The following is a 14,757-nucleotide window of genomic DNA, read 5'->3' as shown; positions in this document are numbered from 1 at the left end:
ACAATCATAAACAAATTTTAGACACAATTTTATTATTAACTGCCTTGTGAACGCGGCTGCCGTAATCTGGCCCCGTCAGGTTTATTGTGCGCTCGCCTTTGGCCAGAGTGACGTTTGCAAGGATTTTTAATAATGCGATTTGGTTCCAAAGCGCGTCAAAAGGGGATTCACAGAACGAATCACCCATGCTAGCTTGCCTCCCAAGCCGAAACATAAACGGCACGCATTGAGGCAAGTAAGGCAGGCATCGCATGAGCATGGGGTTGCGCGGTGCGTTCATCATTTCTTGGGCGCAGACGCGGATCGAGGGAGACTCGGACTATAACAAGAAAGATCTGGCTGAAGGGATGAGTTGGAGCTGGCACGGTCGTGCCTTCCCGCTTGAAGGCAAAGACGCCGCCCTTGTTCTGACATCCAGCCGTGATCTTCTCCAACTTCGTGCCAAAGCGGCGCGGGTCGTGCATAAGTTCATGCAAAGACCCGCGCCCCTGCCTCACTTGTCGAGCGACTTTGACAATCCCCTGTATCGTGATGTGATGGTGCTGTCCGATGGTGTGCGGTTTTTTAGTGCCGTTCCCCTCACCCTTGAGGATAGCCGCGAAACGGTGTTGCTCTTTCCCGATGGCATGCCACCCTCGCGCCAACATTTGACAATCATCTCTTTGGGCGGCGGGTGTTCCGCGCGCTTTCGGCGCCAAGGCCCTATTGTTTGCTTTGTCAAAGGCACGCGATTGGCGGCACTGAAAGGGGAAATTGCGGTCGAGGATGTGCGGGCAGGGGATTATCTTGTCACCCGCGACAATGGTCTGAAAGAAGTCCTATGGGTGGGCCAGCGCAGCCTGTCAGGCGCGCAACTTTTTGCCATGCCACATCTTCGCCCAATTCGATTGCCGCAGGGTCTTTTTGGGAAAGGCAAACCTGAACCCGATCTCTTGGTGTCCCCTGATCATCGCGTGTTGATTAAATCGCCCGAGGCGCGGGCGCTTTGGGGCGAAGATGGGGTCATGATGCGCGCACAGGATTTGGTAGGGGATTTGGGCGCGCGGGTGGATCACCGCGCGGCCTCTGTCACATATTTCACGTGATGCTTGAGGGGCATCAGGTCTTGATTGCAAACAGTGTCGCGGTTGACAGTTTCCACCCCGCTTATGCGGCACTGCCCGAGGACGAGATGGATGCCGATGCGGCCGCCTGCCTAGATGACCTTTATGAACGTCACCTATATCTTGCAGGGCATCCCGATCTTTTTGGCCCCGCTGTGCGGCGGATGTTGGGCGCGGCGGAGGCCGCGATTTTATCCGCGCATCTAGGGCCATCGCGTGGGATTTACGGCTTAAGCTAGGCTTGAATTCCCCCATGCGCTTGACAGCGCGAGGAATCCCCTATAGCCCGCGCGTCACTGAGGCACCGTTTGCGGTGCTTCTTTTCATTGGTGTTGGTGGCCCCCGCAAGGGAATGCCTGTCGGCCAAAGCGAAAGCAGCGGCAAAGGACAACGCCCTTCATAGCTCCGATCTGGGGCGTTCTAACGAAGGAGATCAGCCGTGACCAAACGCACGTCTGCCAAGTATAAAATCGACCGCCGCATGGGCGAAAACATTTGGGGTCGCCCCAAATCCCCAGTAAACCGCCGCGAATATGGCCCAGGCCAGCATGGTCAGCGCCGCAAGGCGAAACTGTCTGACTTCGGCACGCAGTTGCGCGCCAAGCAGAAGCTGAAGGGCTATTACGGCGATTTGACCGAAAAGCAATTCCGCCGCATCTATGCAGAAGCAGAGCGCGTAAAAGGTGATACAGGTGAAAACCTTATCGGCCTGTTGGAGCGCCGCTTGGACGCCGTTGTTTACCGCGCGAAATTCGTGCCAACCGTTTTTGCGGCCCGCCAATTCGTAAACCACGGCCATGTTTTGGTGAACGGCAAGCGCGTCAATATCCCATCCTACCGCGTGAAGGAGGGTGATGTTGTTGAGGTGCGTCAGAAATCTAAGCAATTGGCAACAGTTCTGGAAGCTGTGCAATTGGCAGAGCGTGATGTGCCTGACTATGTCGAGGCCGACCATTCCAAAATGACCGCGACTTTCGTGCGCACTCCTGGTTTGGGCGATGTGCCATACCCCGTCGTGATGGAACCAAACCTCGTGGTTGAATTCTACGCGAAGAACTAATCTTCGCCGCCACAAGTTCAGAAGATCAAAAGCGCGCCCCCTGTGGCGCGCTTTTTTGTGACTGTTCCTCTGCAGGGTTCTTTGCTTATGCTCTCCCTTGCGGGTGACGGAGAAGTGAGGAGGGGGGGCGTATGGCCACGCGGAAAAACCCAATCATTTTAGATGAGGCAGCGGAGAGCGTTGGTGGCGCATCCCCCGTGGACGCGCCTGCGATTTTTGACGCGCCATCCGCCGCGCCCGATGAACCGCCCGCGCCCCAAAAGATGTCAGGTGCATCGCGGTTTTTGCTCTGGTCGGCGGGCGGCCTTGCCAGTGCTCTGTTGATCAACGCTGTTTGGGGTTTTGTTCTTGATATGATGGCGCGCGGCACAATCTGGGGGCAGGTGGCCCTTGCGATTGTGGGCCTGTTTTTCGTGGCTGTAATCGTCTTTGCGATCAGCGAATGGCGGGCCTGTGCGCGGCTGTCGCGCATGACGGCTTTGCAGGCTGAGGCTCAATCGGCCTTGACCGCCCAAAACCTAGCACAGCTTTCCGCTTTGATCCCCAAACTGCGCGCGCTTTATCGCGACCGCATGGGCGTGCAGGGCGCAGCAGACCACCGTTTGCAGAGTGTCGAGGATGTGCTTGATGCAGATTTGCGAATGGGCGTGATTGAGACAGCGTTTTTGGAAGGGCTAGATGCACAGGCCCGTGCTGAGGTGGCCCAAGCCACCCGCCGTGTTGCCAGTGTCACGGCCCTCGTCCCGATGGGGTCGCTTGATATGGTCATCAGCTTTTGGATCAATCTGCGGATGATCCGCCGTGTGGCCGAGATTTATGGCGGGCGTGCGGGCACGTTTGGCGCCATGCGCTTGGCGCGGTCAGCGATTGCGCAACTTGTGGCGACAGGGGCCATTGCCATTGGGGATGATTTGCTCAGTTCTACTTTGGGCGGGTCATTGGCAGGGAAATTATCGCGCCGCTTTGGTGAAGGCGTCTTCAATGGGGCGATGACCGCGCGGCTTGGGGTAATTGCGATGCAGCTTTGCCGACCTTTGCCCTTTCACGCCTTACCCCGCCCAGCTTTGCGCAGTGTTTTGTCCGAGGCATTTTCTGGGCTTTTCACGGGGTCAAAGGGCTGATCGCGCAAAGCGCAGCTTTACCCCGCGCGCCTGCAGCGATATAGGGCTAAACATGAGACGGATGAACACGCAGATTTCCCTACGAATTATCTGCCCGGCGCTCTGATCAGCAGGGCCGCCGGGACTAAGGTGTTGAGCTATCGCGCCGCTCTTTCCCCTCTCATTGGTCATGGCTTGCCATAACCCGTTTCAGCCAATAGGACGTCCTTCCCATGTGTGCCGATCTTCCCGATTATAAAGACACGTTGAACCTTCCCCAAACTGATTTCCCGATGCGCGCAGGCCTGCCACAGCGCGAGCCTGATTGGCTGGCCCGTTGGGAGAAAATTGGCGTTTATCAACGCCTGCGCGACAAGGCGGCAGAGGCGGCTAAGGCAGGCGCGCCACGCCCACCATTCGTGCTGCATGATGGGCCCCCCTATGCCAATGGTAATCTGCATATCGGTCACGCACTGAACAAAGTGCTGAAGGATATGGTTGTGCGCAGCCAACAGATGATGGGCCATGAGGCGCGCTACATTCCTGGTTGGGATTGTCACGGCCTGCCCATCGAATGGAAGATTGAGGAGGCCTATCGCGCCAAAGGCCAAGATAAGGATAAAATTGACGTTGTCGATTTTCGTCAGGAATGCCGCCGCTTTGCCGAAGGGTGGATTGATGTGCAGCGCGCGGAGTTCAAGCGCCTTGGCGTAACAGGGAATTGGGACAAGCCATACCTCACCATGGATTTCCACGCCGAGGCGGTGATCGCGGGCGAGTTTATGAAATTCCTGATGAACGGCGCGCTTTACCAAGGCTCGAAGCCCGTGATGTGGTCGCCCGTTGAAAAGACCGCATTGGCCGAGGCGGAAGTGGAATATCACGACCGCCAGACCGATGCGATTTGGGTGCCGTTCAAGGTGCAGAATTCTGGCGCGCTTGGTGGTGCTTTTGTCGTGATCTGGACAACCACCCCTTGGACGATTCCGCAAAACCGCTCGATTTGTTTTGGCCCTTTGATTTCCTACGGGCTTTACGAGGTCACCGCGACCCCTGACGAATGTTGGGCCAAGGTTGGTGATCGCTATCTTGTAGCTGATAAACTGGCCGAGGATGCGCTTGGCGCGATGCGTCTTGAGGCGGGCCACTACACGCGCCTGCGTGACGTCAGCGCCGATGAATTGGCCACGCTTGTCACCCATCACCCGCTGAATGGGGCTGAGGGCGCGAATGGCGAATGGGATTTTGAGGTCAAACTTTTTGCAGGCGACCATGTCACCGATGATGCGGGCACGGGTTTCGTGCATACCGCGCCAAGTCACGGGGATGATGACTATCAAATCGGCCTCAAGCATGGGCTTGAGATGACCTATAATATTCTGGATGACAGCAGTTTCCGCGCTGATCTGCCTTTCTTTGCAGGGCTTCGCGTCATCGAAGAAAACGGCAAGGCGGGTAAGGCCAATAAGGCCGTGATCGACAAGCTGGTTGAGGTTGGCGGCCTGCTGGCCCGCCGCCGAATCACCATCTCGGACGCGCATAGCTGGCGTTCAAAAGCGCCTGTGATCCGCCTGAACCGCCCACAATGGTTCGCCGCCATTGATCGCGAGATTGGCGGGGATGACAACTATGGCAAGACCATCCGCGAACGCGCGCTGCGCTCGATTGATGAATTGGTGACATGGACACCGCAGACCGGGCGCAATCGTCTGCATTCGATGATCGAGGCGCGGCCCGATTGGGTGTTGTCGCGGCAACGTGCATGGGGGGTGCCGCTCAGCTGTTTTGTCAAAAAAGATGCACAGCCAAGTGACCCCGATTTCTTACTGCGCGATGACGCGGTGAATGCCCGCATCCTTGAGGCCTTTGAGGCTGAGGGCGCAGATGCATGGTATAAGGAGGGGGCCAAAGCCCGCTTCTTGGGCAATGAATATGACCCAGATGCCTATGAGCAGGTCTTTGATATCTTGGATGTTTGGTTTGACTCTGGCTCGACCCATGCCTTTGTCTTACGGGATCGCGAGGATGGCTCAGAGGACGGGATTGCCGATCTCTATCTCGAAGGCACAGACCAGCATCGCGGGTGGTTCCATTCCTCGATGTTGCAGGCTTGCGGCACAATCGGTCGCGCGCCCTATCGCGGTGTTCTGACCCATGGCTTCACGCTGGATGAGAAGGGCATGAAAATGTCCAAATCCTTGGGCAATACGGTCGCGCCGCAGGCGGTGATTGACCAATATGGCGCCGATATTCTGCGGCTTTGGGTGGCGCAATCCGATTACACGGCGGATTTGCGCATCGGGCCTGAGATCTTGAAGAACGTGGCCGACAGCTATCGCCGTTTGCGCAATACGATGCGGTTTATGCTTGGCTCCTTGGGTGATTTAACGGAAACCGACTGCACAGAAGCCGCCGATATGCCCGAGTTGGAGCGGTTCATCCTGCATCGTTTGTCAGAGTTGGATCGGATCGTGCGCGAAGGCTATGCGAAATATGATTTCCAAGGCGTGTTCCAAGCGCTGTTCAATTTTGCGACCACTGATTTGTCGGCCTTTTACTTCGATATCCGCAAAGACGCGCTTTATTGTGATGGTGATACTACGCAACGCCGTGCGGCGCGCACAGTTTTGGATCACCTATTCCAACGCCTGACCACTTGGCTTGCGCCAATTTTGACCTTCACCATGGAGGAGGTCTGGCTTGAGCGGAACAAAGACCCTGAGGCCTCAGTGCATCTGGTGGATTTCCCCAACACCCCTGCGGCGTGGCATGATCCAGACTTGGCCGCGAAATGGGCGATGATCCGCCGTGCGCGCCGCGTGGTGACAGCCGCGCTTGAGGTGCAGCGCCGTGACAAGGTGATTGGGGCCTCCCTAGAAGCCGCGCCTGTGATCTACGTGGCAGATGCCGCAATGCGCGCAGCGCTGCAATCTGTGCAGTTCGAGGATTTGGTCATCACCTCTGCGGTCACGCTGAGCGATGAGGCGATGCCCGCGGATGCCTTCACCTTGCCCGAAATTGAGGGGGTTGGTGTGGTCTTTGCCAAAGCGGATGGCGAAAAATGTGCGCGCTGTTGGAAGATCCTGCCTGATGTGGGCAGCCACAGCCATGCCCATGTTTGCGGGCGCTGCAACAGCGCGTTGACCTGAAAGGGTTAGGTTCCTTTTTATGTTCAAGAAATGAGGGACGGATCATGTCGGAAAATGCGCCATATACACCGCCAAAGGTTTGGGTTTGGGACAAGGAAAATGGCGGCAAATGGGCGGGTTTGAACCGCCCAATTGCAGGGCCTACCCATGACAAGGATTTGCCACGGGGCGATCATCCGTTTCAGCTTTATTCATTAGCCACCCCCAACGGGGTAAAGGTCACGGTGATGTTCGAGGAATTGCTCGCCGCGGGTCATGCGGCGGAGTATGACGCTTGGCTGATCCGTATCTTGGATGGCGATCAGTTCGGTTCCGGCTTTACTGATGTGAACCCCAATTCGAAAATTCCCGCGCTGATGGATTATTCTGGCCAAACCCCTGTGCGCGTTTTTGAATCGGGCGCGATTTTGATGCATTTGGCCGAAAAATTTGGCGCCTTCTTGGGCCGCCCAGAGGATCGGCCAGAACTCTTGTCGTGGCTCATGTGGCAAATGGGAAGCGCGCCCTATTTGGGCGGCGGTTTTGGGCATTTCTATGCCTATGCCCCATTTGCGCAAGAATACCCGATCAATCGTTTCGCGATGGAGGTGAAGCGCCAATTGGATGTGCTTGATCGTCATCTTGCAGGGCGCGATTGGATGGTGGGGAATGAGATAACCATTGCCGATATTGCCATTGCCCCATGGTATGGTCGCCTTGTGCGCGGTGAGGCCTATGACGCGGGTGAGTTTCTCTCTGTGCATGACTATAAAAATGTGGTCGCTTGGGCCGAGCGGTTCTATGCCCGCCCTGCTGTGCAGCGCGGTGCGATGGTCAACCGCACCTATGGCCCGCTTGAAGGGCAATTGCACGAGCGTCATTCTGCCGATGATTTCCTGAACCGCGCGCAGGATAAAATCGACGGGTGATTACTCCGCGAAATGCACCTCGGCTGCGCCCGCCTGCATAACAGGTTGGGCGCGGTCAAAACGTAAGTACGCCAGTGCTTGATCCCCAGAAATGCTATGAAGCTGCCCGACCTTGCGGCCGTTCGCGGTGATGAGGTCGCCTTCCGCAGCTGTGCCGCTGACTGTGACCCGCGCCAGCCCTTTGCGCAACTCGGTCTTGTGTTTCATCCGCGCTGTCACCTCTTGGCCGACATAGCACCCTTTTTTGAAATCCACACCATTTAGCCGCTCAAATCCAAGTTCTAGGATATAGCTGTCATTGGGGATCAGTTCGCGCCCATGCTCGGGGATCAAATGGGCAATGCGCGTTGTTTTCCATTCTGCTGCATCCCATAAGTTGGGCAAGCCCGACTGGCCATAGGCGCGCCAACCAAGGGCAGGGTCACGCGGATCAGCATATGCCCCTTGTGGCAGGGTGCCATGCCCCACGGCCACTGTCATATCCGAGAGGGTCAGTGCTACATCTGCGCGCAGCTTATACATCGACAAGCGCTGCATCAGCGGTGCGGCCAAATCACCGTCCACATCAAGCAAAACGCGATCGCCGCGGGTCAGCATCAAAAAATCAGCCAGATACTTCCCTTGCGGGCTCAGGATCGCGCTGTAGCGCAGCCCTTCGGCATCTTCAGGGACGGCATTGGTGGTCAAACCTTGCAAGAATTTCTCGCGGTCAGACCCTGATACCTCAATGATTTTACGATTTTGTGGCTGCTCTTTGGTCATGGCGCTGTTTCCCTTGTCTTGACCAGAGAGCTAATCATTCTTGCGCTCTTGCCAAGGCCGTCAGAGTAATTGAAATTGCACCAAGACGCAAAAGCATGTGCCTTGCTTTTTGCCGATTTCAACAAAGGGACACTTCCATGAGCCTTGCCAACGGTCGTCACTATCTTGCCATTCCTGGCCCTTCGGTCATGCCTGATTGCGTATTGCAGGCCATGCATCGTCCCGCGCCGAATATTTACACGGGCGAGTTGGTCGAAATGGTGCATGGGCTGATCCCTGATCTCAAGGCGGTTGGTCGTGCGCAAAAGGCGAATGTGGCGATTTATATTGCCAATGGTCATGGTGTCTGGGAGGCGGCGCTGTGCAACACGTTGTCGCGGGGCGACAAGATTTTGGTGCTTGGCACGGGGCGCTTCTGCCTTGGATGGGGCGAGTTTGCGGCGGGTTTGGGTATTGACTGCGAGATCATTGATTTTGGCCCTCAATCCGATATCGACATGACCCGCGTGGCCGAGGCCTTGGCGGCAGATAAGGCTCATGAGATCAAGGCCGTTCTCGCGGTGCAGGTGGATACCTCTAGCAGTGTGCGCAATGATATTTTGGCCCTGCGGCAGACCTTGGATGCAGCGGGGCACCCCGCGCTGTTGTTCTCTGACAACATCGCCTGTCTCGCCTGTGATGCGTTTGAATTTGACGCATGGGGCGTGGATGTGATGGTCACAGGCAGCCAAAAGGGTTTGATGACCCCGCCCGGGATTGGGTTTGTCTATTTCTCGGAAAAAGCGGATAAAGCGCGGGGACGGGCCAATTGTGTGACGCCCTATTGGGATTGGCGGCCCCGTGTGAATCCGACCGAATTTTACAAATATTTCAACGGCACTGCGCCGACCCATCACCTCTACGGGTTGCGTGTGGCTTTGGACATGATCTTGCATGAAGAAGGGTTGGAGGCCGTTTGGGCGCGCCATGCGACTTTGGCCCGTGCTGTATGGGCGGCCTTGGAGCGTTGGGGCGCGAATGGCCCTGTTGCGGCCAATATTGCTGATCCTGCGAAACGCTCGCATGCTGTGACCACCGTGGATATGGGCACGGGGAATGGCGCGAAGATGCGCGATTGGATGACAGCCACGGCAGGCGTGACACTGGGCATCCCGTTGCAGGGGTTGCGGCCTGACCCTGCGCGCGCAGTTGATTTTTTCCGTATCGGCCATATGGGGCATGTGAATGCGCATATGGTTTTGGGCCTGTTGGGCAGTTTGCAAGCAGGTATGAAGGCGATGCAGATCCCGCATGACCCAACTGGGTTAGAGGCCGCGATTGAGGTCATTGGCGAAGCAGGCTGATCTAGCCGAGGGCGGCAAGCGCCTTTGGCAATTCTGCCTCAAGATGTGCCAACATCGCGGCATCCCCGCATGAGATGCGGATTGAGCGATTGAGCGGGGCAATGGCGGGCATGCGGAGAAATACGCCGCGCTTGGTCAACTCGTTGAGAAGCGCCGCTGCATAGGCGCCATCGCGCCCGCAATCCACTGCCATGAAATTCGTGGCCGAAGGCAGCGGCGTTAAACCATTATCTTGCACGATACGGGCAATTTCGGCGCGAGCTTGGCTGATTTTCTTAACGGTTTGGTTGAGGTAATCTTGATCCTTCAGGGCCGCCAAAGCGCCCGCTTGTGCGATACGCCCCATCCCAAAATGGTTGCGGATTTTGTCAAAGGCACGGATCAGCTCGTGATGGCCGATGGCATAACCCACGCGAAGCCCCGCAAGACCATAGGCTTTGGAGAAGGTGCGCATTCGGATCACGCGGGGATGGCTGACATCCATCGCAGGAATGGCCTCTTGCGGCGCGGTATCGGCATAAGCCTCGTCCAAGATCAGCACCGTCTCAGGGGGCAGCGCGGCGATTAGCCGTTCGATTGCCTCGGCCTTGTGCCATGTGCCCATAGGATTGTCGGGATTTGCAAGATAAAGCAGCTTTGCGCCGGTCGCCCGCGCCGCCGCAAGCAGTGCTTCAGGGTCTTCGTGATCGTCTTTGTAGGGCACAGTTGTAACCTGCCCACCGAATCCCGCGACATGGTAAAGAAAAGTGGGGTAAGCCCCAAGCGAGGTAACGACAGGATCCCCCTCGGCCACCAACAGCCGCACCAAATATCCAAGTAACCCGTCTATCCCTTCGCCCACCACGATGTTTTCAGGCGCGACCCTATGGTGCGCTGCAAGGGAATTACGCAAATTATAGAGTTCAGGATCGCCATACATCCACACATCGCGCGCTGCGGCCTGCATTGCGGCGATGGCCTTGGGTGAGGGGCCAAAGACACTTTCATTGGCGCCAAGCCTTGCGACAAAGTTAAAGCCTTGCGCGCGTTCTTGCGCCTCGGGGCCGACAAACGGGACTTTTGCGGGCAGGCTATCAATAAGCTTGGTGTAGCGTGGGCTGGTCATGAAATGGTTTGGTCCTCAGGCCCCGTATGGAACCCAAACGGTTTTGACTTCAGTTGCTTCTTCCAAAAATACCACGCCCTCACAAGCGGGATTGCGCCAGTCGGGACTTTTGCCCTTATAGCCTGGCAGGCCCCAACTGCGTTTGAGGTTGAGAGAGGCCTTCGTGTCAATGAGATGCGCATCCATATTTGCATTGAAATTCCAGATTGCATCAACGGCCATATGCGCTGCTAAATCTGTGGCCATCTCGGATGGGTCGCCCGTCACAATATTGATCACGCCTGCGGGCACATCGGATGTGTCGAGCACTTGATAGAAATCAGTCATCGCAAGACCACCTTCCAAACTGGGCAGGAGAACCACGCGGTTCCCCATCGCGACCGCAGGCGCAAGAAGCGAAATTGCGCCCAAGAGCGGGGTGTTTTGCGGGGCTATGATGCCAATCACCCCGACCGCCTCGCGTAGCGCCATCGCCAGGCCGCGCAAGGGCACGGCCCGCGCTTCGCCTGCGAATTTGTCAGCCCATGCGGCATAGCTGAACAGGCGGCTTAGGCTTGTTTCAACCTCCGCTTTGGCGGTGGCTTTGGATTGTCCTGTGAGATCACAGAGACGTTCCGCAAATTCCTGTCCGCGCGCCGCCAAATTCTCGGCGAGGTAATACAGGATTTGCGCGCGACTATGGGCCGGCATCGTGCCCCATCCTGACGCGGCTTCCGCAGCCTCAACGGCGTTGCGAATATCCTTGCGGTTGCCGCGGCCCAATTGGCCAAGCATGTCGCCCGATTTTGACCAAATTGGAATGACATGGCCGCCATCAGGGCGCACTTGTTTGCCGCCGATGTAGAGTTTGGCTGTGCGGTCTATCGCGGGTGTATTGGCCTGCTTGGGCGTTGCAGGGGCGGGGTGGTGCACTGGTTTTTCAATTTTGGTCAGGGGCAGCGGTGCCTTCATATAGGCGCGCAGCCCCTCAACCCCACCTTCACGACCCACCCCTGATTGACGCACCCCGCCAAAGGGCGCGGCAGCGTCAAACATATTGGTGCCATTGACCCAGACAACGCCCGCCGCCAATTTCGGGGCAATATCAAGCGCAAGGCTGATATTCTCACTCCAGATTGACGCGGCAAGGCCGTAACGCGTGTTATTGGCAAGGCTCACGGCCTCCTCAGGGGTGCGAAACCGCGCGGCCACAAGAACGGGGCCAAAAATTTCTTCCTGCATCAGGGGGTGGGCGGTGCCGAGATCAGTGATCAGCATCGGCGGCAAAAAGCAGCCTGTCTCAGGCAAGGCACATTCCGGGCTGAATGCATCAACACCCGACACCATGTCGCGCACGCGGGCGGCTTGGCTGTCATCGACCATCGCGCCGATGTCGATGGATTTATCCAGCGGATCACCCACGCGCAGTTTTGCCATCCGCGCGCGAATTTTGGCATAGACCTCATCGGCCACGCTGTCCTGCACCAACAGGCGTGACCCAGCGCAACAGACCTGCCCTTGATTGAACCAAATCGCATCAACCAAGCCCTCAACAGCGCTGTCGAGATCGGCATCATCAAAGACGATGAAAGGCGATTTGCCACCCAATTCGAGGCTGAGTTTCGTGCCTGATCCTGCGCGGGCTTGATAAATTTTGCGCCCAACTTCGGTCGAGCCTGTGAAGGCCAATTTGTCGATACCTGCATGCGCGGCCAAATAGGCACCCGCTGTGCCATCCCCTGTTATGATGTTCACAACACCTTTGGGCAGGCCAACCTCCTGACAGATTTCTGCGAATAGAAGGGCGGTCAACGGGGTGAACTCGGCAGGCTTTAACACAACAGTATTGCCCGCGGCCAAGGCAGGGGCAATTTTCCACGCGAGCATCAACAGCGGAAAGTTCCAAGGAATGATTTGCCCACAAACGCCAAGCGGTTGATGGTCTTCGGCCACAGTTCCGCGCAATTGGGCGAGGCCTGCATGATAGTAGAAATGCCGCTGAGCAAGCGGGATATCGACATCGCGTGCCTCGCGTATTGGCTTGCCATTGTCGAGGGTTTCGAGAACTGCAAAGAGGCGACTGTGTTTTTGCAACGCTCGCGCCAAAGCATAAAGGTAGCGCGCGCGCGCATGATCGCTGAGCCGTGACCATGGCCCAAAGGCCTTTCGCGCCGCGCTAATGGCCGTGTCTATCTCGGTTTCAGTTGCTTGCGCGACATGCGCCAGAACCTCGCCACGGGCAGGGTTGCGGGTTTCGAAATGATCTTGGCCCTTAGTGAAGCTGCCATTGAGGAAATGTCCAAACTGGCCATGATGCCCCGCAATCCATGCGCGCGACTCAGTATCGGCTTCGGGCGCGGTGCCATAGTCCATGGTTTCGAAAATTTCGGTGATATTCATGATCTGCCTCAGGCCATCGGGTGATTGTAACGGGCGGAATAAGCACCCGTGGCTTGGTGTTCGAGTTGGCGTTCAATATCGCCAAGTAGAGAGGACGCGCCAAAGCGGAAAAGCTGCGCGGACATCCAAGCTTGTCCCAATTCTTCTTTCATCAGCGCCAGATAGGTCAGCGCGTCCTTCGCTTTGGAAATGCCACCTGCGGGTTTGTAGCCGACCTTAAACCCTGTGCGCGCCTCATAAGCGCGGATTGCGCGGATCATGGTTAAGCTGACGGGTAGGGTGGCATTGACCGCTTCCTTACCTGTTGAGGTCTTGATGAAATCTGCGCCCGCCATCATGCAAACGAGGCTTGCGCGCGTGACATTGCGCAATGTTCCAAGTTCGCCCGTGGCCAAGATCGCTTTGACATGAGCTGCGCCGCAAGCCGTGCGAAACTCTCGCATCTCGTCATAAAGAGCTTGCCAATTCCCCTCGAGGACATGGCGGCGCGAAATCACAATATCGATTTCTTGCGCGCCCGCGGCAACGCTTTCCTTGATCTCTGCCACGCGCAGATGAAAGGGCGACAACCCCGCAGGAAAACCGGTGGATACCGCTGCCACAGGGATGCCGCTGCCGTCCAGCGCCTTAAGCGCAGGCTCGACCATGTCGTGATAGACGCAGACCGCCCCCACTGTGATCTGCGGCAGTCCCAGACGCTCTAGAATATCTGCGCGCACGGGCTGCTTGGCCTTTTCACAAAGCCGCGCCACCCGCGCTTTGGTGTCATCGCCTGACAATGTGGTCAGGTCGATCATCGTTACGGCGCGGGCAAGCCATGCTGTTTGATATGCCTTTTTCACGCTGCGCCTTGTGCCAATTGTGGCTGCGCGCCGTTCAATTGCAGATCGATTTGCTGTAGCACGCGCAACCCAATCAAGGTCCAGCGCCATTCCCTCGTTGCGGGGGAGGTGCAATTGCGGCAGCTGCGCATGGCCCGTCTGGTGGCCCGTTGCGGCAAAAGTTTTGGTGGTTTGGGTCATGTTTTGGCGTCACTCATTCAGTCAACTCTTACGCTTACACGCGCGGCGATGCTTGACAAGGTGGTGACAGGGGTAGAATTGAGCGTTAAGGGAGAGACATCGCTTTAGCCCAAACTTTTGAAAGCCCTGCCCGATGTCCTTTGATCGCTCGATAAAAATCGCCCCGTCTATTCTCTCTGCGGATTTTGCCAATTTTGGTGCAGAGATCCGCGCCATTGAGGCGCAAGGGGCGGATTGGGTGCATATCGATGTCATGGATGGGCATTTCGTGCCGAACCTCACCTTTGGCCCGCCTGCGGTGAAGGCCTTTCGGCCTCATGTAAAAACGGTCATGGATGTGCATCTGATGATCGCCCCTGTTGACCCCTATATTGATGCCTATGCGGATGCAGGGGCAGATATTTTGACCGCGCATATTGAGGCGGGCCCGCATATTCACCGCACGCTGCAGGCCATTCGTGGTGCAGGCATGAAAGCTGGGGTGGCGTTGAACCCTGGAACACCCGCCGACAGTGTCGCGCATCTTTTGGATTTGTGTGATTTGGTTTGCGTTATGACGGTCAACCCAGGCTTTGGCGGACAGAAATTTATTGATCTGACGGACAAAATCTCGCGTCTGCGCGCGATGATCGGGGATCGCCCGATCCATATTGAGATCGATGGGGGCGTTGATCCCGTAACCGCACCACTGGTGGCTGCCGCGGGCGCGGATGTGTTGGTTGCAGGCTCAGCCGTTTTCAAGGGTGGCTCGGTTGATCGCCCTGAGGTTTACGGCGACAATATCGCGTCTATCCGAAAAGCAGCCGCATCCGCGCAATAAAAAAGG

13 protein-coding genes are annotated in these 14,757 nt (G+C 56.9%); 8 read left to right on the top strand and 5 right to left on the bottom strand.

Going from position 1 to position 14,757, the window contains the following annotated elements; genetic code table 11:
* Positions 1-4: 4 nt before the first annotated feature.
* Positions 5-187 carry a hypothetical protein gene (locus AAC622_RS09100; protein ID WP_340261837.1) on the bottom strand — a complete coding sequence of 61 codons (183 nt, stop codon included), beginning with the start codon at positions 185-187 and terminating at the stop codon, positions 5-7.
* A gap of 64 nt (positions 188-251) precedes the next feature.
* On the opposite strand from AAC622_RS09100, the gene AAC622_RS09095 reads away from it, so the two are divergent.
* The 6 genes from AAC622_RS09095 (at position 252) to yghU (ending at position 7,320) form a co-directional block, all read left to right on the top strand.
* The gene (locus AAC622_RS09095) at positions 252-1,085 is read left to right on the top strand and encodes a Hint domain-containing protein (protein ID WP_340261835.1); all 834 of its coding nucleotides are present in this window, start codon (positions 252-254) and stop codon (positions 1,083-1,085) included.
* A 20-nt stretch (positions 1,086-1,105) separates the two neighbouring features.
* Complete coding sequence (locus tag AAC622_RS09090; protein WP_340261832.1) at positions 1,106-1,342, top strand: hypothetical protein; 237 nt, start codon at positions 1,106-1,108, stop codon at positions 1,340-1,342.
* Positions 1,343-1,542: 200 nt separating this feature from the next.
* Entirely contained in the window at positions 1,543-2,163 is a 621-nt protein-coding gene (rpsD, locus tag AAC622_RS09085) for a 30S ribosomal protein S4 (RefSeq protein ID WP_340244762.1), read from the top strand.
* Between the two features lie 131 nt (positions 2,164-2,294).
* Positions 2,295-3,284 (top strand): YcjF family protein, encoded by a 990-nt coding sequence (locus AAC622_RS09080; protein ID WP_340261830.1) that lies wholly within the window; start codon positions 2,295-2,297, stop codon positions 3,282-3,284.
* A gap of 212 nt (positions 3,285-3,496) precedes the next feature.
* The gene (gene ileS / locus AAC622_RS09075) at positions 3,497-6,412 is read left to right on the top strand and encodes an isoleucine--tRNA ligase (RefSeq protein WP_340261827.1); all 2,916 of its coding nucleotides are present in this window, start codon (positions 3,497-3,499) and stop codon (positions 6,410-6,412) included.
* A 44-nt stretch (positions 6,413-6,456) separates the two neighbouring features.
* Entirely contained in the window at positions 6,457-7,320 is an 864-nt protein-coding gene (gene yghU, locus AAC622_RS09070; protein WP_340261824.1) for a glutathione-dependent disulfide-bond oxidoreductase, read from the top strand.
* Here the strand turns inward: yghU and ygfZ are convergent, their stop codons facing one another.
* Positions 7,321-8,082 (bottom strand): CAF17-like 4Fe-4S cluster assembly/insertion protein YgfZ, encoded by a 762-nt coding sequence (ygfZ, locus tag AAC622_RS09065; protein WP_340261821.1) that lies wholly within the window; start codon positions 8,080-8,082, stop codon positions 7,321-7,323.
* Positions 8,083-8,219: 137 nt separating this feature from the next.
* Between ygfZ and AAC622_RS09060 the strand changes: the two genes are divergently transcribed.
* A complete protein-coding gene (locus tag AAC622_RS09060) occupies positions 8,220-9,425 on the top strand; it encodes a pyridoxal-phosphate-dependent aminotransferase family protein (RefSeq protein ID WP_340261819.1) in 1,206 nt (401 codons plus the stop codon).
* Between the two features lies 1 nt (position 9,426).
* Here AAC622_RS09060 and AAC622_RS09055 read toward each other — a convergent pair whose 3' ends face one another.
* Genes AAC622_RS09055 through deoC form a run of 3 tightly spaced genes read right to left on the bottom strand, consistent with a single transcriptional unit; the run spans position 9,427 to position 13,931 of the window.
* On the bottom strand, positions 9,427-10,530 hold the full coding sequence (locus AAC622_RS09055; protein WP_340261817.1) for a pyridoxal phosphate-dependent aminotransferase: 1,104 nt from the start codon (positions 10,528-10,530) through the stop codon (positions 9,427-9,429).
* A 15-nt stretch (positions 10,531-10,545) separates the two neighbouring features.
* On the bottom strand, positions 10,546-12,909 hold the full coding sequence (locus AAC622_RS09050; protein ID WP_340261815.1) for an aldehyde dehydrogenase family protein: 2,364 nt from the start codon (positions 12,907-12,909) through the stop codon (positions 10,546-10,548).
* An 8-nt stretch (positions 12,910-12,917) separates the two neighbouring features.
* Positions 12,918-13,931, bottom strand: coding sequence for a deoxyribose-phosphate aldolase (gene deoC / locus AAC622_RS09045; protein ID WP_340261812.1), 1,014 nt, complete (start codon positions 13,929-13,931; stop codon positions 12,918-12,920).
* 133 nt (positions 13,932-14,064) lie between these two features.
* On the opposite strand from deoC, the gene rpe reads away from it, so the two are divergent.
* Positions 14,065-14,751, top strand: coding sequence for a ribulose-phosphate 3-epimerase (gene rpe / locus AAC622_RS09040; RefSeq protein ID WP_340261810.1), 687 nt, complete (start codon positions 14,065-14,067; stop codon positions 14,749-14,751).
* Positions 14,752-14,757 lie beyond the last annotated feature (6 nt).

The organism is Roseobacter sp. HKCCA0882 (assembly GCF_037805225.1).
GTDB lineage: Bacteria > Pseudomonadota > Alphaproteobacteria > Rhodobacterales > Rhodobacteraceae > M30B80.
Note: the sequence above shows the minus strand (reverse complement) of the source record. Positions and strands in the feature narration are given on the sequence as shown.